Source organism: Duganella kummerowiae, from assembly GCF_053572355.1.
On sequence record NZ_JBKFEH010000013.1, the window covers coordinates 26376 to 47322 of the forward strand.

At 69.1% G+C, this 20947-nt stretch carries 13 protein-coding genes; 5 read left to right on the forward strand and 8 right to left on the reverse strand.

Annotated elements, in window-relative coordinates:
• The first annotated feature begins 50 nt into the window (after positions 1 to 50).
• Positions 51 to 836, forward strand: coding sequence for an AraC family transcriptional regulator (locus ACLB1G_RS18050; RefSeq protein ID WP_491628624.1), 786 nt, complete (start codon positions 51 to 53; stop codon positions 834 to 836).
• Positions 837 to 921: 85 nt separating this feature from the next.
• On the opposite strand, the gene ACLB1G_RS18055 is transcribed toward ACLB1G_RS18050, so the two are convergent.
• Entirely contained in the window at positions 922 to 1659 is a 738-nt protein-coding gene (locus ACLB1G_RS18055) for a siderophore-interacting protein (protein WP_491628625.1), read from the reverse strand.
• Between the two features lie 26 nt (positions 1660 to 1685).
• Here ACLB1G_RS18055 and ACLB1G_RS18060 point away from each other — a divergent pair, with 26 nt between their 5' ends.
• Entirely contained in the window at positions 1686 to 2168 is a 483-nt protein-coding gene (locus ACLB1G_RS18060; RefSeq protein ID WP_491628626.1) for a MarR family winged helix-turn-helix transcriptional regulator, read from the forward strand.
• 29 nt (positions 2169 to 2197) lie between these two features.
• On the opposite strand, the gene ACLB1G_RS18065 is transcribed toward ACLB1G_RS18060, so the two are convergent.
• The 7 genes from ACLB1G_RS18065 to ACLB1G_RS18095 form a co-directional block, all read right to left on the reverse strand.
• Positions 2198 to 3130 carry a GGDEF domain-containing protein gene (locus tag ACLB1G_RS18065; protein WP_491628627.1) on the reverse strand — a complete coding sequence of 311 codons (933 nt, stop codon included), beginning with the start codon at positions 3128 to 3130 and terminating at the stop codon, positions 2198 to 2200.
• Between the two features lie 119 nt (positions 3131 to 3249).
• Positions 3250 to 5838, reverse strand: coding sequence for an ATP-dependent chaperone ClpB (gene clpB / locus ACLB1G_RS18070; RefSeq protein WP_491628628.1), 2589 nt, complete (start codon positions 5836 to 5838; stop codon positions 3250 to 3252).
• Between the two features lie 81 nt (positions 5839 to 5919).
• Positions 5920 to 6390, reverse strand: a complete 471-nt coding sequence (locus tag ACLB1G_RS18075) for a molybdenum cofactor biosynthesis protein MoaE (protein ID WP_491628629.1) — start codon at positions 6388 to 6390, stop codon at positions 5920 to 5922.
• Entirely contained in the window at positions 6387 to 8942 is a 2556-nt protein-coding gene (locus ACLB1G_RS18080; protein WP_491628630.1) for a DUF349 domain-containing protein, read from the reverse strand. The genes ACLB1G_RS18075 and ACLB1G_RS18080 overlap by 4 nt, the downstream gene beginning before the upstream one ends.
• A gap of 77 nt (positions 8943 to 9019) precedes the next feature.
• Positions 9020 to 9640, reverse strand: a complete 621-nt coding sequence (locus tag ACLB1G_RS18085) for a hypothetical protein (RefSeq protein WP_491628631.1) — start codon at positions 9638 to 9640, stop codon at positions 9020 to 9022.
• A 253-nt stretch (positions 9641 to 9893) separates the two neighbouring features.
• Positions 9894 to 12278, reverse strand: coding sequence for a bifunctional acetate--CoA ligase family protein/GNAT family N-acetyltransferase (locus ACLB1G_RS18090; RefSeq protein WP_491628632.1), 2385 nt, complete (start codon positions 12276 to 12278; stop codon positions 9894 to 9896).
• Positions 12279 to 12298: 20 nt separating this feature from the next.
• Entirely contained in the window at positions 12299 to 13288 is a 990-nt protein-coding gene (locus ACLB1G_RS18095; RefSeq protein WP_491628633.1) for a DUF2804 domain-containing protein, read from the reverse strand.
• 167 nt (positions 13289 to 13455) lie between these two features.
• On the opposite strand from ACLB1G_RS18095, the gene ACLB1G_RS18100 reads away from it, so the two are divergent.
• The 3 genes from ACLB1G_RS18100 to ACLB1G_RS18110 all read left to right on the forward strand — a co-directional run bounded on the left by ACLB1G_RS18100 (position 13456) and on the right by ACLB1G_RS18110 (position 20946).
• Positions 13456 to 15690, forward strand: a complete 2235-nt coding sequence (locus ACLB1G_RS18100) for a sensor domain-containing diguanylate cyclase (protein ID WP_491628634.1) — start codon at positions 13456 to 13458, stop codon at positions 15688 to 15690.
• Between the two features lie 88 nt (positions 15691 to 15778).
• A complete protein-coding gene (locus ACLB1G_RS18105) occupies positions 15779 to 17020 on the forward strand; it encodes an exonuclease SbcCD subunit D C-terminal domain-containing protein (protein ID WP_491628635.1) in 1242 nt (413 codons plus the stop codon).
• A 20-nt stretch (positions 17021 to 17040) separates the two neighbouring features.
• Positions 17041 to 20946: an AAA family ATPase gene (locus ACLB1G_RS18110; protein ID WP_491628636.1), complete on the forward strand. Its 3906-nt coding sequence runs from the start codon at positions 17041 to 17043 to the stop codon at positions 20944 to 20946.
• Position 20947 lies beyond the last annotated feature (1 nt).

The following is a 20947-nucleotide window of genomic DNA, read 5'->3' on the forward strand; positions in this document are numbered from 1 at the left end:
ACGGCGGATTTGGGATAAAGTGACATTCTTTATCGCAAATCCGCCAAGCCATGGCCATACGCATCGTCCAGCACACCCAGTTCCACTGGGACGCCGAGATACCCACCGACGCCCGCCCGGTCACCATGCGCAGCCGCGACCTGGCCACCGGCGCCGTCAAGCTGCCGCACCGGCATCCCTGGGGCCAGCTGACCTACGCCATGGAGGGCATGCTGCGCCTGACCGCCGACCGCAGCAGCTGGATCTTGCCGCCTCAGCGCGCCATCTGGGTGGCGCCGGACGTGGTGCACGAGGTCACGGTGCTGGAGGCGACGCGCCTGCGGCCGCTGTGCGTGCATCCGAGCCGGGTGCCCTTCCCCGGTTCCGAATGCCGTGTGCTGGAAGTATCCGGCCTGCTGCGCGAACTGATTGCGGCGCTGGAGCAACTGGACGATGGCGAGCAATCGGCCCGCAGGGCGCTGCTGTCCGGCCTGATCCTGGACGAACTGCCGCGCTGCCAGACACGTCCACTGCGCGTGCCGCTGCCGGCCGACAAGCGCCTGAAAGCCCTGTGCGTGGCCTTGATGGCCGATCCCGGCGCGGAGCTGAGCCTGCGCGACTGGTCGCAGCAGGTGGGCGCTTCGGAGCGCACCCTGGCGCGCCTGTTCGAGCGCGAGCTGGGCATGGGCTTCGTGCAATGGCGCCAGCAGGTGCGGCTGGCGCATGCCGCCCCCATGATCGCACGCGGCACGCCGCTGTCGCAGGTGGCGCACGCGCTGGGCTATGCCAGCCAGTCGGCCTTTTCCGCCATGTTCAAGAAGACGTTCGGCTGCTCGCCGTCCGCGTTTTTCGCATAACGATAGAGCACCTCTAAAAACCCCGGCAGTGATGGCATGATGTGGTTTCCACCACGATGACGACAACGCCATGATGAGACCAAACCTAGCCTTCAAGGTTTTCGTGGAAGCCGCTGCCGCCCTTCTTCCAGTAGGCGGCGGCGCGGATCTGGTGCTTGCCCAGGCCCTTGGCGCTCACCAGTTCGCCGCGCACGGCGGCCATGGTGGCGGCCTCGCCGGCGCACCATGCATAGCCTTCGCCCGGCGGCAGCGACAGCGCCTGCACGGCGGCCAGCAGTTCGGCGTCGCTGGACACCCAGCGTACCCGCGCATCGGCCTCGCCCGCGAACTGGCGCCGGTCGGCCTCCTGCTCCGCCTTGGCGATGACGATGGCCGCGGCGCCGGCCGGCAGTTCCTCCAGGCGGCGCGAGATGGCCGGCAGGCCGGTTTCATCGGCCACCAGCAGGTGCCAGTCATAATCGACCGGAATGATGAGGGAGCCGCGCGGCCCGCCTATGGTGACGCGCTGTCCGGGCGCGGCTTGGGCCGCCCCGGCCGCGCAGGGACCGTCGCCATGCAGGGCGAACTCGATCACCAGCTCCCCCGCCACCGGGTCGAAGCTGCGCGGCGTGTAGTCGCGCTTGACGGCGTCCGGACCGTCGCCGAGGATGAATTTGACGTGGTCGTCGAAAGAGGCGCTGATGAAGCCCTTGAGCGCTTCGCCGCCAAAGGTGACGGCGACGAAATGCAGGCCTATGGGCCGCACGCGCAACACTTCCACGTTACGGATCTTGAGCTCGTGGCGCACCCGCTGCACACGGCTGACAGGAGAGTCTATACTCATGACTTTATCTTTACAGTTGATTGACAATGTCACCCATCATCCACCAGTCGAATGACAATGTCAACCATTCCCACACACCCCGTGAGGATACCGTGCTGGAACTGATCCATACGATCATGCACCAGTACCGTTCGCAGCAATTCCAGGCCCTGCGCGATGGCCCACATGACCTGACCCATATGGAAGCCAAGGTGCTGGGCTTTTTCGAGCGCCATCCGGCCAGCACCCAGAGCGACCTGGCGCGCCATAGCGGCCGCGACAAGGCCCAGCTGGCGCGCCTGATCACGGCCCTGCGCGAGCGCGGCCTGCTGCAGGGCGAGGCCGATGCGCAGGACCGGCGCAACACGCGGCTGTCTCTGACGGAAGCGGGACGGGCGATACAGGCCGCCGCCCAGCACCAGGCGGAACTGCTCAATACCCAGGCCCTGCGCGGCATGAATGCGCAGCAGCAGCAGCAGCTGTTGGGACTGCTCACCCAGATCAGGCACAACCTGGACCGGACCGAGTAGGCGGTCCTGCGCTCCGGCGGCCCGGCGAACTAGCGGGGATAAGCTTGGGCGGGCACGGGCTTGGCCACCACGATGCGGTTACGGCCATCGCGCTTGGCCTGGTAGAGCGCGTCGTCGGCGCGCCTGAGCACGGTTTCTATGGAGACGTCGCCGCTGGCCACCTCGCTCAGGCCGCCGCTGATGGTGGCGCCCGGCCCCAGCGTGCCCAGGGCGCGCAGGGCGTCGGCAATGCGCAGCCGCAGCCGCTCGGCTATGGGCACGGCCTGCTGCCAGTGGGTGTGCGGCATCAGCACCACGAACTCGTCGCCGCCCAGGCGGCCCGGCACGTCGGTGGTGCGCAGCTCGGCGCGGCACACCTCGGCCGCCGTCACAATGGCCTGGTCGCCGGCCAGGTGGCCGTAGCCGTCGTTGATGTGCTTGAAGTCGTCGATGTCGAAGATCAGCAGCGAAACCGGGGTCTCGTAGCGGTTGAACAGCTCATAGTGGTTGCCCAGCACTTCCATCAGCTTGCGCCGGTTGGGCAGGCCGGTCAGGCTGTCGGTTTCGCTTTGCAGCCGCAGCTTGGCTTCCAGTTCCTTGCGCGCCGTGATGTTGGACGCCACCCACAGCACGGCGTCCTCGCCCTGCACCTGGAATTCCAGGGCCTGCACCCTGCCCTCGAAGCAGATCGCCTGCGGCGGCCCGGTGTCGGGCAAGCCCTGGACGTCGCCGCCCGTCAGGCTGTATTCGACCACATGCAGGCTGCGGGTGGACAGCGCGTGGCGGATCTCCCCCAGGAACCAGTCGGCTTTTTCCTGGTCCAGCACCTCGTGCAGGGTGCGCCCCACCAGGCCGGAGCCGTCGTGGTAATAGCGCAGGTCGGAGCCGCCGTACAGCGCGGCGTAGCGGCCGCTGCGGGTCAAAATGAACACGGGATCGGGCAAGGCCGTCAGCACGGATTGCATCTGCTCGATAGAAAACAAAGTCGTATCCTCCATCCGGTGGGCTGCATTCGTTCCGGCTAGTGTAGCGCAAAACGCCCCGCCGGCAGGATCACCGGCGGGGCGTTTAACCGGGCCTTAATGAACGACCCGGGGAAGGATCAGCCGAACACCAGGTCGCCGTCGCGCGCATCGACCTTGATGGTGTCCTTGGGACCGAAGCGGCCCTGCAGGATCAGCTTGGACAGCGGATTCTCGATCTGCTGCTGCACCGCGCGCTTGAGCGGCCGCGCGCCGTACACCGGATCGTAGCCGGCCTCCGCGATCTTCTGCAGGGCGGCGTCGCTGATGTCCAGGCCGATGTCCAGCTTGGCCAGGCGCTGCTCCAGGATGCGCAGCTGGATGCGGGCGATGGCGCCGATGTTCTTCTCGTCCAGGCCGTGGAACACGACGATCTCGTCGATGCGGTTGACGAACTCGGGACGGAAGTGGCTGCGCACCTCGGCCATCACGGCCAGCCGCACCACGGCCGGATCCGACTCGTCCATGGCCTGTATCTTGTGCGAACCCAGGTTGGAGGTCATGATGATGACCGTGTTCTTGAAGTCCACCGTGCGGCCCTGGCCATCGGTCATGCGGCCGTCGTCCAGCACCTGCAGCAGCACGTTGAACACGTCAGGATGCGCTTTTTCCACCTCGTCCAGCAGGATCACGCTGTACGGCTTGCGGCGCACCGCCTCGGTCAGGTAGCCGCCCTCGTCATAGCCCACGTAGCCGGGCGGCGCGCCGATCAGGCGGGCCACCGAATGCTTCTCCATGAATTCGCTCATGTCGATGCGTATCAGCGCTTCCTCGGTATCGAACAGGAAGGTCGCCAGCGCCTTGGTCAGCTCGGTCTTGCCCACGCCGGTCGGACCCAGGAACAGGAACGAGCCATACGGGCGGTTCGGATCGGCCAGGCCGGCGCGCGAGCGGCGGATGGCGTCGGCCACGGCGGAAATCGCCTCGTCCTGGCCCACCACGCGCTCGTGCAGCTTGTCCTCGATGTGCAGCAGCTTGTCGCGCTCGCCCTGCATCATGCGCGACACCGGGATGCCGGTGGCGCGCGACACCACCTCGGCGATTTCCTCGGCGCCGACCTCGGTGCGCAGCAGCTTGGGCTTGAGCGCGGCGGCGTCACCCTTGGCCGGCTGCTGGCCCTCGGCCTGGCGCAGCTGGGCTTCCAGCTCCGGCAGGCGGCCGTACTGCAGCTCGGATACGCGCTGCCAGTTGCTCTCGCGCGTGGCCTGCTCCATCTGCAGCTTGATGGCCTCGATCTCTTCCTTGATGTGGGTGCTGCCCTGCACCACCGCCTTTTCGGCCTTGAGGATTTCCTCCAGGTCGTTCAGTTCGCGGGTGAGCTTGGCGATTTCCTCGTCGATCAGGCCGAGGCGCTTGAGCGAGCCTTCGTCCTTTTCCTTTTTCACGGCTTCCTTCTCGATCTTCAGCTGGATCAAACGGCGTTCCAGCTTGTCCATGACTTCCGGCTTGGAGTCGATCTCGATCTTGATCTTGGACGCCGCCTCGTCGATCAGGTCGATGGCCTTGTCGGGCAGGAAGCGGTCGGTGATATAGCGATGCGACAGCTCGGCCGCCGCGATGATGGCGGCGTCCGAAATGGCGACCTGGTGGTGCAGCTCGTATTTATCCTGCAGGCCGCGCAGGATGGCGATGGTGGCTTCCACCGACGGTTCATCGACCAGGATTTTCTGGAAGCGGCGTTCCAGCGCCGGATCCTTCTCGATGTACTTGCGGTACTCGTCCAGCGTGGTGGCGCCCACGCAATGCAGCTCGCCGCGCGCCAGCGCGGGTTTGAGCATGTTGCCGGCGTCCATGGCGCCATCGGCCTTGCCGGCGCCCACCATGGTGTGCATCTCGTCGATGAAGACGATGGTCTGGCCCTGGTCCATGGCCAGTTCCTTGAGCACGGCTTTCAGGCGTTCCTCGAACTCGCCGCGGAACTTGGCGCCGGCCACCAGGGCCGCCATGTCCAGCGACAGCACGCGCTTGCCCTTGAGGGAATCGGGCACTTCGTTGTTCACGATGCGCTGCGCCAGGCCTTCCACGATGGCGGTCTTGCCCACGCCCGGTTCGCCGATCAGCACCGGGTTGTTCTTGGTGCGGCGCTGCAGCACCTGGATGGCGCGCCGGATTTCGTCGTCGCGGCCGATCACGGGATCGAGCTTGCCGGCGCGGGCGCGCTCGGTCAGGTCCAGCGTGTATTTTTTCAGGGCTTCGCGCTGGCCTTCGGCATCCTGGTTATCGACCTTGGCGCCGCCGCGCACGGCGTCGATGGCCGCTTCCAGCGACTTGCGCACCAGGCCGTTTTCGCGCGCCAGCCGGCCGGCCTCGGATTTATCCTCGGTCAGGGCCAGCAGTACCATTTCGCTGGACACGAACTGGTCGTTGCGCTTTTGCGCTTCCTTGTCGGACAGGTTGAGCACGGCCACCAGCTCGCGGCTGACCTGCACGTTGCCGCCGGTGCCGGACACCTTGGGCAGGCGCTCGATGGCGCCGCTCAGCGCTTTCGTCAGGCCGCCGACGTTGACGCCGGCCCGCTGCAGCAGCGAACGCGCGCTGCCATCGTCCTGGTTCAGCAAGGCCGTCAGCAGGTGCGCCGGTTCGATATAGGGATTGTCGTTGCCGACCGCCAGGCTTTGGGCGTCGGCCAGGGCTTCCTGCAGTTTGGTGGTGAGTTTGTCTTGCCGCATTTCATGCTCCATGCAATGTATTTAACTTGAGCTACAGATAAGGCCCAGCGTCACATTTTCAAGGAGCGTGTTCGACCCGGTTCAGGCCTGCCACTTGCGCAGCGCCTCGTCATCGCTGACGCGGGCGTCGACCCAGCGCGCGCCGGACGGGGTCTGCTCCTTTTTCCAGAACGGCGCCTCGGTCTTGAGGTAGTCGATGATGAATTCGCAAGCCGCGAACGCCTCGCCCCGGTGGGCCGCCGTCACCGCCACCAGCACGATCTGCTCCATGGGTTTCAGCGGACCGACGCGGTGTATCACCAAAGCGCCGTGCACGGGCCAGCGCGCGCCGGCCTGCTCCATGATGGCCGCGATGGACTGCTCGGTCATGCCGGGATAGTGCTCCAGCTCCATCTCGGCGACCGCCTCGCCCTCGTTCAGGTCGCGCACGGCGCCGACAAAGGTGACGATAGCGCCCACGCCGGGGTTAGCGGCGCGCAATTGCGCCACTTCCGCGCTCAGGTCGAAATCCTGTTCCTGGATGCGGACCTGGAACGGTGCGCGTGCGCTCATCCGCGCTCCGTAGCGCCGATGCGGCGGAACAGCTGTTCGATGCGGCTGGCGGTGCGGACGTCGGCCAGGGCCGGCATGGCGCACAGCTGCAAATACTGGGCGGCCTGGGTCAGCGGCTTGACGCCGGACTTGAGCGAGGATTGCAGCACCTCGACCTGCATCTTGAGACGGTCGCGCGCGAATTCGGCGCCGCTGTCCACGCCAGCCACGATTTCCAGCCGCAGCACTTCGTCCAGCAGCTTGGGCCGGTTACGTTCCAGGGTGGCGGCATAGCCGGCGCGGTCCTTGGCGGCGCCGGCCAGGCCGGCGGCAAAGCGGCCATGCAGGGTGCGCTCGTAGTCCGGCGCCAACGGCGGCAGCGCCTTCCAGCGCTCCTCCCAGGCCGCGCCATCGATCTCTTCTCCGGCCACGATGGCCTGCTCCAGCGCCTGGGCCAGGCGCAGCTTGTCGCGCAGGGCGTTGGCCTGGGCCGCGCCGGCGCGGCGCTTGATGGCGTCGGCCTGGGCCTGCAGCCCGGCCACGGCGGCCTGGTAGCGCTTGCTGATGCGTTCCTCGGCCGCGCGCGGCACCACGCCGCTGGCGTGCCACGCCGCCGCCGAGTCGCGCAGCAGCTTGGCGATGGCGGCCAGCCTGGCCTTGTCCTCGCCCTCGAAGGTGGCGCTTTCCATTTCCTTGCAGATGGCTTCGCGCGCATGCAGGTGGGCCTTGCGCTCGTGATCGGCCGCGTGCGCGCTTTCCTTGCGCTGGTTGAACAGGGCGTCGCAGGCGGCGCGGAATTTCTGCCACAGGGCTTGCTCAGCCTTGCGCTCCAGCGGCAGCGCCTTGGCGTGGGCCTGCCACTGTTCCTGCAGGCGGCGCAGCTGGTCCAGCGCGTGGCGGTCGGACGGGTTGATCTTGCCCACTTCGGCGATCAGGCGTTCGCGCTCGCCGCCCTCCTCCTTGCGGCGCTCGGACAGGGGCGCCAGCAGCTGGTTCATGGCCTGGTCGAAGGCCTGGTCCAGCTTGCGCTTGTCCTTGCGGTCCATGGCGCCCAGCCGGCTCCACACCTGGCGTAGGCGCTGGCCGGCGGCGGCGATGCTCTTCCAGTCCGGATCGGGCCCGATGGCGGCCGCCATGGCGCGCGTCTCGTCGATCAGGGCCTGGGCCTTGAGCGCGTTGGTGTGGCGCTCCTCGGCCAGCTGCTTGAAATGGGCGGCGGCCGGCGCGTAGGCGGTGGTGCAGGCGGCGTCGAAGCGCTCCCACAGGGCTTTCGGCGCATGGCCGGAGGTGGCGTCCAGCGCCTTCCAGCGGTCGCGCATGCTGCCGACCTTCTTGGCCAGCTCGCTCATCGATTGCTTTTGCGCGGGCAGTTCCTCGACCGCCTTGATCAGCTCCTCGCGCGACACATTGCCGCTCCAGCGCGCCCAGTCGTTCAGGCGTTTCAGCTCGGCGCGCAGCTGGTTCAGGCGCTCGCCCTGGGCGTGCGTCAGCCGGCCGGACTTGTGCTCCTTGAGCCATTTGTCATGCTCGGCGGCGGCGTGCAGGGCGCCCTGGCCCAGTGCCGCTTCCAGCGCGTCCATGGTCTCGATGAACTTTTTATCCACTTCCTTGGGGGGCGCCTTGTCAGCTTTGCCCGGACCTTTTGCCTTGCGCTCCTGGGACGGCGCGGCGGCCGGCTGTAGCAGGCTGAGCAGAGACTGGAAATCGGCTTGCATCTTGCTTGCCAACTCGCCCTGCGGCAGGCGCGGCAGGCTCTGCCAAGTGCGCTTGAGCTCATCCACCGCCAGGGTGGCGTGATCGGCGGCCAGCCAGTCGGCCAGGGCGCTGCTGCGCGCGGCAAACGCGGCCTGATGCTCGCCCAGCGCCGCGACGGCGGCCTGGCGGCGCTGCAGCGCCACTTCGTAGTCCTGCAGCAGGTGGCGCGGCAAGGCCGCGTGTTCCGGCGCCGACAGGTAGGCGTCGTGCGCGGCCTGCAATTCGGCCAGGGCGGCGGCGGCCTGCTCCGGCGTGTGTTCTGGATCGGGGTCCTTGCGCAGGGCGGCCACGGCGTCGATGATGTTGCGCTGCAGCGCAACCTGGGCTTCCAGGCGCGCGGCCAGGGCGGCGCGCGTTTCCTGGAACGGCTGGGCCAGCTCGGGCACGGCCCCTATCACCTGCCATTGGCGGTCCAGGCTGGCTACTTGATTAGGAGTAAGTTTCTCATCTTGCAAGAGCTTGCGGGCCTGCTCCAGGCAGGCCTGGGCGCGCTGGTGCTCGGTCTGCTGGTAGCGCAGTGCGTCCAGGCGCTGCTGCATCAGCTTGGCGACGCGGCGGTCGGTATTGCGCATGGCTTGCAGCACCTGCTCCAGCAGGGGCTGGGAATGCACGTGCTCGGCGGCTGCCAGGCGCACACCGGCAAATTCGCTATTGAGGATGACGTCGACGGCTACCTGTTCCTGTCCGGCCAGGGAGCGGGCGTAGGCGGCCTGCTGTTCGCGGCGTGCAGCCGAGGCTGCGGCGTCCTGTTCGGAGACCTCCTGGCCGGCGGTAACTGCGGAAGTATCGGTAGCTCGCTTAAAGAGGAATTCGAACATGGTGAGCTATGGAGTGGCTAAAACCACCATCATAGCAAAGCGGCCGGGTTTTGCCCGGCCGCGCGCCATGCGGGTGCTTATTTTGCGGCGGCGGTCTGGCGCGCAGGACGGCGGGCGGCGGTCGGCAGGCTGTCGGGTTCGGGCCGCACCATGGGCAGCACGGCCAGGCTGGGCACCGGGATGCCGCCGGCGCGGTCCCAGGCCGACTCGCCATCGAGGCGCTGCGGGGGCCGCTGCGGGTGTGCTGGCTGCTGGGGCGCGCGGCGCGCTTCCTCCACCTGCTTGTCATGCAGCATGAGCTGGTTGGCGATGGAGAACCAGGCCTCGCCGCCAATCACGCGGCGCGCCACGTCGAACAACTCCTGCTCTTCCTTTTCCAGGCGCTGCAGCATGGCGGCGCAGAAGGCTTCGATGCTGTCGCAGATGCGGCCTACGTGCTGGTCGCGGCCGTCGGCCAAGGCGCCGTATTGCGACTGCAGCGACTGCAGGGTGCGGATGGCGTCCAGCGCCATCTGGTTCAGGCGGCCCAGCTCATCGAGCAACTGGTCGGCGCGCTCGGTGGCCTGGCGGATGGCCGGGATCAGGTACATCTCGATCTTGCGCCAGTGGCAGGCGTGGTACAGGCGGTTCAGGGTTTCGCAGGCGTACTCCAGCTGGCCCAGGGTGATGCTGTTCTGCTCCATCAGCGTGGAGCGCATGTACTTTTGAAATGATTGCAAGCTCATGCGGACACTGGCTTGCTCAACGGACAGCGCGACCAGGGTATATGTGGCGGTTAACATTCTGACTCCCAACTGTGGTTGACGCGTGGTTGAAGCGGCAAGGGGAAGTAAAAGTGTAAAGAATTCCGACAAATACGCTTTGATGCAGAACAAACGCGCCTCGCAGCAGAACCTGGCAGCGGCGCGCTCCACCGGGGTATTCCAATATATAACAAGGACGCGCCGAATGCTATCGGAGAGGCAAGCGGAGGCGCACCATGCCCGCTTCAGGATGCGGCAAAACCACACCGCCGAATCGGCGTATGAGATGCTGCACGCCGGCGTTCTCGGCCAGGGCCTCGCCGCAGATCTCGGCCGTGCCCCGGCTGCGGAAATAATTGGTGAGTTTCTCGAACAGCACCCGTCCCAAGCCCTGTCCTTTCAAGTCGGAACGCACGACGATGGCGAATTCAGCGCGCTGATTGTCGGCGTCCGCCACGGCCCGCGCCACGCCCAGGGTTTCCGCTACGCCGTTGGCGCCGGGGCGGGTGGCAATGAAAGCCATGGCGCGGTCGTAATCGATTTGCGTCAGGCGCGCCAGCTGGGCCGGCGGCAGTTCGCGCATGACGGTGAAGAAGCGCAGCCGCACGTCGTCCGGGTCCAGCGCGTGGAAAAAGGCCTGGTGCTGCGGCCCGTCCTCGGGACGGATGGGCCGCAGCAGCAGGGTCCGGCCCTGCCATTGCACCTGCTGCTCCTGCTCCTGCGGATAGGGACGGATGGCCAGCGGCGCGCGCTGCGCGGCCGGACCCAGCACCATGCTGGCGCCGCCCACGCGCAGCACGCCGTCCTGCACCAGGACCGGGTCCAGCGCCAGGCCATGCAGGCCGGGGATGTCGGCCACCAGCCCGGCCACCTGCACCAGCAGCCGGCCCAGGGCCTCGGCCACGGCGGCCCCGCCGCCCAGCAGGGCCGCGGCGCGGGTGCGGCCCAGCATGTCGCGCGCCAGCGCCAGGTTGAGGGGCGGCAGGCCGGCCACGCTGTCGTGCACCACCTCGGCGGCCACGCCGCCCTGGCCCACATGGATGGCCGGACCGAACACGGGGTCGGTCACGACGCGTATCGCCGCCACCGCCGTGCTGGCAGGCTTCAGGCAGGGCTGCAGGGTGATGCCATAGGCCGCCAGCAGCGCGGCCGTATCGCTGTCGTCCAGCCGTTCCCGGCCCGCCGCCAGGGTGGCCTCCACCAGCGCGGCGGCCGCCGCGCGCTCCGGCGCGGCCGCCAGCGGCACGGCGCCCGGCACTTCCATCAGCAAGTCCTGGATGCGCCGGTATTGCGCCAGCTGCAGGAAGCCGCGCACGGCTTTTTCCGGCGTGTCGTAGGTCGGCAGCCCGGCCTCGGCAAACACCTGGCGCGCGCCTGCGGCGGCGCGTCCGCCCAGCCAGCAGGACAGCACATTGCGCGGCGCCGCCGCCAGCAGCGGCGCCAGCGCCTGCGCAACTGCCCTGCCCTCCACCATGGCCGTGGGCGCGTGCAGGAACAGCAGGGCGTCCGTCTGCGGCTCGGCCAGCAGGGCGGCGGCGGCGGCGGCGTAGCGTTCGACCGGCGTATCGGCCAGCAGGTCGACCGGATTGGTATCGGCCGCGCCGGCGCGGCGCAGGCGGGCGGCGGTATCGGGCGACAGCTGCGCCAGCAGCGCGCCGCCGTCGCGCAGGGCGTCGGCGGCCAGCCGGCTCAAGCCGCCGCCGTTGGTCAGCAGCGCCAGGCGTTCGCCGCGCTGGCCGCGCTGGTGGGCCAGGGTTTCGACAGCGTCGAACAGGTCTTCGGTGGAGTACACGCGCAGCATGCCGGCGCGCCGCAACGCAGCATCGAACACCTGCTCGGCGTCGGCGGACGGGTCGCGCCCCACCTTCAGAACGATGACCGGCTTGCCGCGCGCCGCCACCCTCCCCGCCGACATGAACTTGCGCGCGCAGCTGATCTGCTCCAGGCACAGCAGGATGGCGGCGGTATCGGTATCGGCGGCCAGGTAGTCGAGCACGTCGCCCACATCGATGTCGGCCATGTCGCCCAGCGCGCACACGCTGGAAAAACCGATGCCGCGCAGGCTGGCCCAGTCCAGCACGGCCGCGCCCAGGGCGCCCGACTGCGACACGAAGGCCAGCTTGCCGGGCGCGGCGCCCAGGTGGTTGAAGCTGGCGTTCAAGCCCAGTGCCGGCGTCAGCAGGCCGACGCTGCCGGGACCGAGGATGCGCAGCTGGTGCGGCCTGGCCGCGCCCAGCATGGCCTGCTGCAGGCTGCGTCCACCGCCGGCCTGGCGCGCCGCTAGCCCGGCTGTCATGACGATGGCGGCGCGGGTGCCGCGCGCACCCAGCTCGGCCACCAGGCCGGGGATGGTGTCGGGCGGCGTGCACAGGATAGCCAGGTCGGGCGCATCCGGCAGCGCCGCCACCCGTGGGTAGCACGGCAGGTCCAGCAGGCGCTGGTACTTGGGATTGACGGGCCAGATGGCGCCGCCGTAGCCGCCGCCGGCCAGGTTGGCCAGCACCCGGGTGCCGATGCGCTGCGGCTTGTCCGAGGCGCCGACCACGGCCACCGAGGCGGGACAGAACAGGCGCTCCATGTGGGTGATGCTCATCCGTCCCTCCGTGGCGGTGGCTACCAGCGCGCGGCGTGATCCTCGGTCACACCGGGCAGCTGGCTGATGATGCGTTTCGGCTGGTCCGGTCCACTGCGCACCCAGCCGCTGAAGGTGCCCAGCGGCTGCACGTAGCGGCTGGAGGCGAACGGCAGCCTGCGCTGCTCGCGCCGTGCGCCTTCCGGCGTGAAATACAGGTCGAGCTGGTCGTCCTCGGTGAAGATGTGCCAGCGCGCCACCGGATCCTTCACATCGTACAGGAAGTGGGCCGGTCCCAGTGCGTGCACCTGGCCGTCCAGCCACAGCGCGTTTTCGTGCGCGCCGAAATAGCCGGCCTGCAGGTTGAAGCCCAGTTCCAGGTTGTGCGCCGAGGCCCAGCGCCAGGCCGTGCGGCGCGCCAGCAGGCCGTTGGAATAATCCACGCTGGCCACGCCGCCGGCCAGCGCGAATTCATCGCGGTAGGTGCGCACCGCGCCGCCCAGCAGCGGCAGGCCGCCCGTCTTCTGGGTGGCGTGCACCGAGCCGCCCTGCACCGGCCCGCAGGCCAGCAGCGGCGGCGCCGCGCCGGGACCGAGCAGGGCGTCGATTTCCAGGTAGTCGCTGCGCACGGCCAGGCGCTGGCCGGCGCCTTCCGGCGCGATCTCGATGGTGCAGCGGCGGGTGCGGAAGTGGCTGGCGCCGCGCGCCTGGTCGGCCACCCGGGCCGACAGCAGCGGCACGCCGTCCTCGGAAAAATTGGTCAGCATGTCGCCATCGCTGCGCTCGAAGGCGTAGGCGAAGGCGGTGCTGGCCCAGCCCAGGTCGACGATGGCCACGGCGCAGAACACGCGCTCGGTGTACAGGGCCACGTAATGCCAGCGCTTGTGGTGGAAGCGGCGCCACAGCGGGCCGCGGCGGAACGGCGGCGCCAGCTGCGACCAGTCCAGCGGACCGGTGTGGCCGGCGTAGCGGCCCAGCAGCGGGCGGCCAGCGCCATCCAGCAGGCTGGCGGGGGCGGCGGGCAAGATCATGCCTGCTCCGGCGCGGCAGACGGGCTGAGTATCGATGCGGTCAAATCGGCGATCCTGGAATGAGAGCGCCTATTCTAATAAAGAGCGGTCAACATTGCCTGTGTTTTTTGCGACACCGGCCCGTGCTTTCCTGTCCAAACCGGATCTTTCCGTGCAGAATATAACCAATGAATCGGACCGGGTCCAGCCTCGCTTTCCTCCGCCAACTGTATCGCGCGATACTGCTGCCCTCCTTCGTGCTGGTGCTGCTGGCCACCATGTGGGCGGCCGTGATCTACCAGGTCGGCCAGGAACGCGCCAGCGCCCACGCCGACGCGGTGCTGCAGAGCCGCACGCTGGCGCGCACGCTGGGCGAGCACACCAACCACCTGCTGCGCCAGACCGAGCACGCCACCCAGCTGTTCAAGATCCAGTACGAAGCCGGCGGCGGACGCCTGACGCTGGCCGAATTTGCACGCAGGAACGGGCTGCTCGATTCCCTGCTGCCGTCCAAGCTGGCGCTGCCGCTGGCCCTGGTAGGACCGGATGGCAGGCTGCGCGACAGCATGAACGGCTGGTTCGCGCCCGACCAGGGCGGCATGGCGTATTTCAAGACCCATGCCGCCGCCAACGAGGACATGCCGGTGGTGTCCATGCCGGTGGTCGAGCCGCGCACGAAAAAATGGCAGATTCAGCTGTCGCGCCGCCTGAACGGACCGGATGGCGCCTTTGCCGGCGTGATCGTGATCCAGGTCGATCCCGCCTATTTTGTCGACGACTACGACCGCATCAGCCTGGACGACGACGGCGCCCTGCTGCTGCTCAGCCGCGACAACGCGCTGGCGGTGGGCCGCGTCAACGAGCAGCTGGTCATCAGCGACACCCTGGACCTGTATCGGCCGCCATCGGCGACGGGCGCGTTTGCCGATGAACTGGTGCCCAGCCAGCCCTTGGACCAGGTGCCGCGCATCTACAGCTACAGCGACATCGCGCGCTATACGCTGATGGCGGTGGTGGGCATCCCGGCGCACACCGCCATGGCCCGCTTCGAGCGCCAGCGCCGCATGTACTACGGCGCGGTGACGGTGGCTTCGCTGCTGATGCTGGGCTTTATCGGCCTGCTGACGCAGCAGCACCGCCGCCTGCGGCGCAGCCAGGCCGAACTCACCGCCGTCAACGACGCCTCGCCGCTGGGACTGATCCATGCCGATCCGGACGGCCATTGCACCTATGTCAACCGCACCTTCGAAGCCGTGACCGGTCTGACCCGCGAGGAGGCGCTGGGCGACGCCTGGATACGCGCCGTGCATCCCAACGACAGGCCGCAGCTGCAGGCGGCCCTGAAGCAGCTGGTGGACAGCGGCCAGCCGCAGCGCGACACGGTGCGCTGCGTGCATCCGGACGGCACCCTGCTGTGGATCGCCTTCAAGATCGCGCCCATGGTGGTGGACGGCAAGGCCATCGGCTATGTCGGCACGGTGGACGACATCACCCATCTCCGCAAGTCGGTAATCGCGCTGGGCGAAAGCGAGGCGCGCCTGCGCACCATTGCCGACAGCCTGCCGGCCATGGTGGCCTACATCGACGAGGAACAGGTCTACCGCTTCCACAACGTGGCCTACGAGCGCGAATTCAACCGCAGCGGCAGCGAGGTGCTGGGCAAGAGCGTGCTGGAGACGGTGGGCCCGGAGCGCTACGCCTTCCTGCAACCGTATATCGAACGCGCGCTGGCCGGCGAAACCCTGGACTTCGAGGAGCAGGACGACAGCGGGCTGCTGGAACGCTACTTCGAGGTGGCCTACATCCCGCAGATGGACCAGGAAGGACTGGACGTGATCGGCTTCCACGTCATGCGCCAGGATATCACCAGCCAGAAGCGCGAGAAGCAGCGCCTGCTCAAGCTGTCCCAGGTCGACGCCCTGACCGGGCTCACCAACCGCGCCGGCTTCCTGCAAAAGCTCACCGACAGCATGCAGTCCTGCCGCGCGCAGGGCGGCATGATGGCCGTGATGTACATGGACATCGACCGTTTCAAGCCGGTCAACGATACCTACGGCCATAGCGTGGGCGACGCCCTGCTCAAGGCCTTTTCCCTGCGCCTGGCGCACGCCGTGCGCGCCAGCGACACCATCGCCCGCCTGGGCGGCGACGAATTCACCATCATCCTGGAGCAGCTGCACCGCCACCAGGATGCGGACGGGCTGGCGGCCAAGATCGTGCAGGCCATGCGCGCGCCCTTCGACCTCGATGGCAAGGTGGTGGACATCTCGGCCAGCATAGGCATGGCCTATTACCACGGCGAGGAACTGACTCCGGCCGAGCTGCTCAACCGCGCCGACGTGCTGCTGTACGAAGCCAAGCAGGCCGGCCGCGACACCTTCCGCGCCGGACCAGTGCTGCCCGCGCGCGTCGACGCGGCATGAGCGGCATGGATTTGACGCAGATCCGAGCCCGGATGTGGCTACTTAGGCTATATTGAGCGCTTTCTCCGCTGTTTCAGGTTTTTCCTCCATGCGTCTGCTGCACACCTCCGACTGGCACCTGGGCCTGTCCCTGCATAATTTCGAGCGTCACTACGAGCACCAGCGCTTCCTGGACTGGCTGCTGGACACCATCGTGGCCGAACGGGCCGACGCACTGCTGATCGCCGGTGATATTTTCGACAACGCCAACCCCTCCGCCGCCGCCCAGAAGCAGCTGTACAGCTTCCTGCGCCGGGCGCGCGAGCTGGCGCCGCACCTGAATTTGGTCGCCATCGCCGGCAACCACGATTCGCCGGGACGGCTGGAAGCGCCCGGACCGCTGCTGGAGGCGCACGGTACCCGCGTGGTGGGCAGCGCCCAGCGCCGCGCCGATGGCGAGATCGACCTGGAACAGCTGGTGCTGCCGCTGCATGGCGCCGACGGCGCGGTGCGGGCCTGGTGCCTGGCCGTGCCCTTCCTGCGCCCCGGCGACGTGCCGCGCACCGCCGCCGGCGGTGAGGATGGCGGTCCCGATCCCTACCTGGCCGGCATCGCCACCCTGTACCGCCAGGCGCTGGAACTGGCGCTGGCGCGGCGCGAACCGGGCCAGGCCATCGTCGCCATGGGCCATTGCCACATGGTGGGCGGACAGATGTCGCAGGATTCCGAGCGCCGCATCGTGATCGGCGGCACCGAGATGCTGCCGGCCGGGATCTTCGACCCGGCCATCGCCTACGCCGCCCTGGGCCATCTGCACCTGGCGCAGGCGGTCGGCCAGCAGCAGCACATACGCTATTGCGGCAGCCCGATCCCGCTGTCGTTCGCGGAAACCGGCTACCAGCACCAGGTGCTGCGCATCGATCTCGATGGCGAGCGGCTGAGGGAAGTGGCGGCGATTCCGGTGCCGCGCGCGGTGGAACTGCTGCGCGTGCCGGCCCGCCCGGCGCCGCTGGCCCAGGTGCTGGAGGAGCTGGCCGCGCTGGAGCTGCCGCTGCTGGACGCCCACCAGCAGCCCTTCCTGGAAGTGCGGGTACGCCTGGAAGGGCCGGAACCGGGCCTGCGCACGCGCGTCGAGGCGGCGCTGGAAGGCAAACCGGTACGGCTGGCCAAGATAGAAACGTCCAGCGCACCGCGCGCCGGCGCCCTGGAGCAGGAGGTGATGACGCTGGACCAGCTGGCACGCCTGAAACCGGACGATATCTTCCGCCAGCTCTACCGGCACAAATTCGGCGCCGAAGCGCCGCCCGACCAGCTGTCCGCCTTTGCCGAACTGATGCTGCCCGGCGCCTGAACCACTGTCCCGCATTCCCCATGAAGATACTGAAAATAGGTGGCAAGAACCTGGCGTCGCTGGCCGGTGAATTCAGCGTGGACTTCGAGCAGGAGCCGCTGGCCTCGTCCGGCCTGTTCGCCATCAGCGGCCCGACCGGGGCCGGCAAGAGCACGCTGCTGGACGCCCTGTGCCTGGCGTTGTACGACGACACCCCGCGTCTCTTGCGCGCCATCGGCCGCAGCGCCCTGCCCGACGTCGGCAGCGACACCGTGAGTACCGGCGACACCCGCAACCTGCTGCGGCGCGGCGCCGCCGAGGGCTATGCCGAAGTCGATTTCGTCGGCGGCGACGGCGCCCGCTACCGGGCCCGCTGGAGCGTGCGCCGTTCGCGCACCCGCGCCGAGGGCGCGCTGCAGCCCACCGCCATGAGCCTGCATGTGCTGCCGGCGCTGCAACCGGTGGGCGCCACCAAGACCGAAGTCAAGGCCGAGATCGAGAAGCGCATCGGCCTGTCGTTCGAACAGTTCACGCGCGCCGTGCTGCTGGCGCAGAACGAGTTTTCCGCTTTTCTCAAGGCCGAGGACAACGAGCGCGGCGAATTGCTGGAGACGCTGACCGGCAGCACCGTGTACAGCGAGATCTCGGTGCGCGCCTACGAGCGGGCCAGGAAGGAGCAGGCCGAACTGCAGCGCCTGAACGGCCGCCTGGCAGACCAGAAGCCGCTCAGCGGCGCGCAGCGCGCGCAGGCGGAAGCCGATTGCGCGGCAGCCGACGGCGTGTTGCGCCAGCTCGACCAGCAGAAAACGCTGCTGGAGCAGGAACTGCGCTGGCACCAGCACAGCCAGAAACTGGAGGCGGACATCGAACAGGCGCAGGCGGCCTGCCAGGCGCGGCGCCAGGACCTGGAGCGGGCCGCGCCGCGCCGCGCCGCGCTGGAACTGGGCGATGCGGTGCAGCCGGCACGCGCCCTGGCGGCCGACATCGAACGCATCGCGGCCGAGATCGTCGCCGCCGAACACGCCCTGACGTCCGGCGCCGCCGCGCTGGAGCAGGCCGAAGCCGCGCAGCGCAATGCGGCGCTGGCGGTGCAGGCGGCCGGCCAGCGCCTGCAGGGCGACGAACAGGCGCGCCGCGACAGCGCGCCGCTGCTGGACCAGGCCAAGGCGCTGGACGCACGCATCGAAGCCATGCTGCCGGCGCACCGCCAGGCCAGCGCGGCGCGCGAGCAGGCCGAGCGGGTAGAGGCGGCCGCACGCGGCGCCTTGCAGGAAAAACAGTCGGAACAGCGCAGGCTGGCCGCCACCCAGGACGCCAGCACCGCCTGGCTGGAACGGCACCGTCACTGGCAAACCCTGGCGCAATCGTGGCCGCGCTGGGAAGTGCTGTTCATGCAGGCCGGGCAGGCGGCGGCGCAGGCCGAGAAGTTGTCGCTGGCCCTGGCGCGCACGCAGCGCGGGGCCCAGGCCCTGCGCGACGAGGAGTCAGGGGCGCGCAATAAACTGGAGTCCAGCGCCGCGCAGCTGCAGGCGCTGGAAGCGCGCCGGCAGGAAGCGGTACGCACCCTGTCCTCGTTCGCGCCGGAGCAGATGCAGCAATCGCGCCGCGCCCTGGAGCAGCGCCGCGACCTGCTGGCCGGGGCCGAGAAGATCTGGCTGGACCTGGACGCGCGCCAGGCGCGCAGCCGCCAGCTGGCGGCGCAGGAGGCGCAGTTGTCGCAGTCGCGCGCCGCCGCCGAAGCCCAGCTGGAGCAGGCCAAGCAGGAAAATCCCCTCATCATGGCGGCCTTCGAGCAGGCCGAGCGCTCGCTGCGGCTGGCGCAGGCGGCTTGCGCGGAAAATGTGGAAACCCTGCGCGCCGCGCTGGAAGACCACACGCCCTGCCCCGTGTGCGGCGCCACCGAGCATCCCTACCGCCACGACGATGGCGCGCTGCAGGCCATGCTGCAGGGCTTGCAGGGCGAGGTGCTGCGCTGCCGCCGCCAGCTGGAGCAGAACGTGGAACGCCAGGCCGGTCTGCGCGCCACCATGCAATCCTGCCTGGAGCAGCTGGGCGCCAATGCGGTCGAGGCGCGCGCGCAGGCGCCTGCGCTGCAGCGTCTGCAGGAGGCCTGGGACGGGCACGCGCTGGCCGCATCGGCGCCGCCGGAACAGCGCGGCGCATGGCTGGAATCGCAGCTGGCCGAGGCCCGCGCCCTGCTGCAGGAGCTGGAGCGGCAGGAGCACGCGCTGCGCGCGGCCCAGGCGGCGCGCGATCAGGCGCAGCAGGCCTGTGACCGGGTCGCGGCCGAACATGCGCGCCTGCAGGAGGTGGCGGCGCAGGCCCGCACCGCGCTGGCCCAGGCCGAGGCCGAGCACACGGCGCTGGACGGGCAGCGCATCGAGGTGGCGCTGCAGCTGGGCGCCCTGCTGTCCGACCTGGACCCGGCCTTCAGCGGCTCCGACCTGCCGTCCGATGAGTGGAAAGAGGATTGGCGCACCGGACCGGCGCGCTTCTACGAGGCGCGCCAGGCCGAGAGCCGCCAGTGGACGGCGCAGCGCAGCGGCCACGACGAGCGCGCCCAGCAGTTGGCCGCCATCGCCATCGAACTCAAGGCGCTGGAAGAGGCCTGGTCCAGGACCGTGCACGATGGCCAGTCTGTGCAGGCCGCATACACGGCGGCCGACCAGGCCCTGGCCGCCGCCCAGGAACAGCGCATGCAGCTATGGGGCGGCAAGGAGGTGCGCAACGTGGAGGCGGCGCTGGATGGCGCCATCGCGGCGGCGCGCTCGCAGCTGGAGCAGTCGCAGCTGGCGGGCCAGGACGCGGCCCAGCGCCGCGCCCGCGCCGAGGAAGCGCTGGTGCAGGCCCACTCCCGCCAGCAAACCCTGCACCAGGCTGCGCACACGGCGGCGCAGCGGCTGGCGGACTGGCTGGAAGACTTTCAGCAGCGCCAGCCCGTCGCCGGCCTGCGCGACATGGCGCACCTGCGCGAACTGCTCCTGCGTCCGCAGGAGGACGTGGACGCCGAGCGCGCCGCGCTGCAGGCGCTGGAACGCGCCGCCGCCAGCGCCGCCACCGTGCTGGCGGAGCGCCAGCGCCAGCTGGAGCAGCACCGCGCCGCCGCGCCGCCATCCAGCGCTCCCGGCGCCCAGGCCGCAGCGCCCGCAAGCGGGCAAGCCGCCGGTGACACCAGCCTGCCGGGCCGCGACCAGCCATCGGACGCCGCAGCGGCCAGCCAGGATGGAGAGGCCGAAGGCCGGTCCGCGCCGCCGGCGGCCGAGTCCTCGTCCGCCGCCCTGGCCCGCCTGGCACACGCACTGAACGCCTTGGCCTCCGAACGCCGCGCGGCACATGACCAGGCAACGGCCCTGCGCCTGGCGCTGGCCCAGGACGACGCCAAGCGCCAGCGCGCCAGCGCCATGCTGGCCGAGATCGCGCGCCAGGAAGCCATCGAGCAGCGCTGGGCGCGCATGAGCGACTTGATCGGTTCGGCCGATGGCAAGAAATTCCGCAACTACGCCCAGCAGTACACACTGGACGTGCTGCTCGGCTACGCCAACGCACACCTGGCGCAGCTGGCGCGGCGCTACCGGCTGGAGCGCATCGTCCACCCCTCGAATCCATCGCTGGCCCTGCTGGTGCGCGACCAGGACATGGGTAACGAAATGCGCTCGGTGCACTCGCTGTCCGGCGGCGAATCCTTCCTGGTGTCGCTGGCCCTGGCCCTGGGCCTGGCGTCGCTGTCGTCCAACCGGGTCAAGGTGGAGTCGCTGTTCATCGACGAAGGCTTCGGCAGCCTGGATGCCGACACCCTGCGCGTGGCCATGGATGCGCTGGACGGCCTGCAATCGATGGGCCGCAAGGTCGGCGTGATCTCGCACGTGCAGGAAATGACGGAGCGTATCGCCACCAAGATCCTGGTCCAGCCCTCGGCCGGGGGCCGCAGCACGGTCAGCGTGCAGTAAG

Bases quoted from the DNA above. Each gene is read 5' to 3' on its own strand.
- clpB (WP_491628628.1), bottom strand. From the start codon at position 5,838: ATGCGGCAAGACAAACTCACCACCAAACTGCAGGAAGCCCTGGCCGAC.
- ACLB1G_RS18075 (WP_491628629.1), bottom strand. From the start codon at position 6,390: ATGAGCGCACGCGCACCGTTCCAGGTCCGCATCCAGGAACAGGATTTC.
- ACLB1G_RS18060 (WP_491628626.1), top strand. From the start codon at position 1,686: ATGTCACCCATCATCCACCAGTCGAATGACAATGTCAACCATTCCCAC.
- ACLB1G_RS18080 (WP_491628630.1), bottom strand. From the start codon at position 8,942: ATGTTCGAATTCCTCTTTAAGCGAGCTACCGATACTTCCGCAGTTACC.
- ACLB1G_RS18055 (WP_491628625.1), bottom strand. From the start codon at position 1,659: ATGAGTATAGACTCTCCTGTCAGCCGTGTGCAGCGGGTGCGCCACGAG.
- ACLB1G_RS18085 (WP_491628631.1), bottom strand. From the start codon at position 9,640: ATGCGCTCCACGCTGATGGAGCAGAACAGCATCACCCTGGGCCAGCTG.
- ACLB1G_RS18105 (WP_491628635.1), top strand. From the start codon at position 15,779: ATGCGTCTGCTGCACACCTCCGACTGGCACCTGGGCCTGTCCCTGCAT.
- ACLB1G_RS18110 (WP_491628636.1), top strand. From the start codon at position 17,041: ATGAAGATACTGAAAATAGGTGGCAAGAACCTGGCGTCGCTGGCCGGT.
- ACLB1G_RS18095 (WP_491628633.1), bottom strand. From the start codon at position 13,288: ATGATCTTGCCCGCCGCCCCCGCCAGCCTGCTGGATGGCGCTGGCCGC.
- ACLB1G_RS18050 (WP_491628624.1), top strand. From the start codon at position 51: ATGGCCATACGCATCGTCCAGCACACCCAGTTCCACTGGGACGCCGAG.
- ACLB1G_RS18090 (WP_491628632.1), bottom strand. From the start codon at position 12,278: ATGAGCATCACCCACATGGAGCGCCTGTTCTGTCCCGCCTCGGTGGCC.
- ACLB1G_RS18100 (WP_491628634.1), top strand. From the start codon at position 13,456: ATGAATCGGACCGGGTCCAGCCTCGCTTTCCTCCGCCAACTGTATCGC.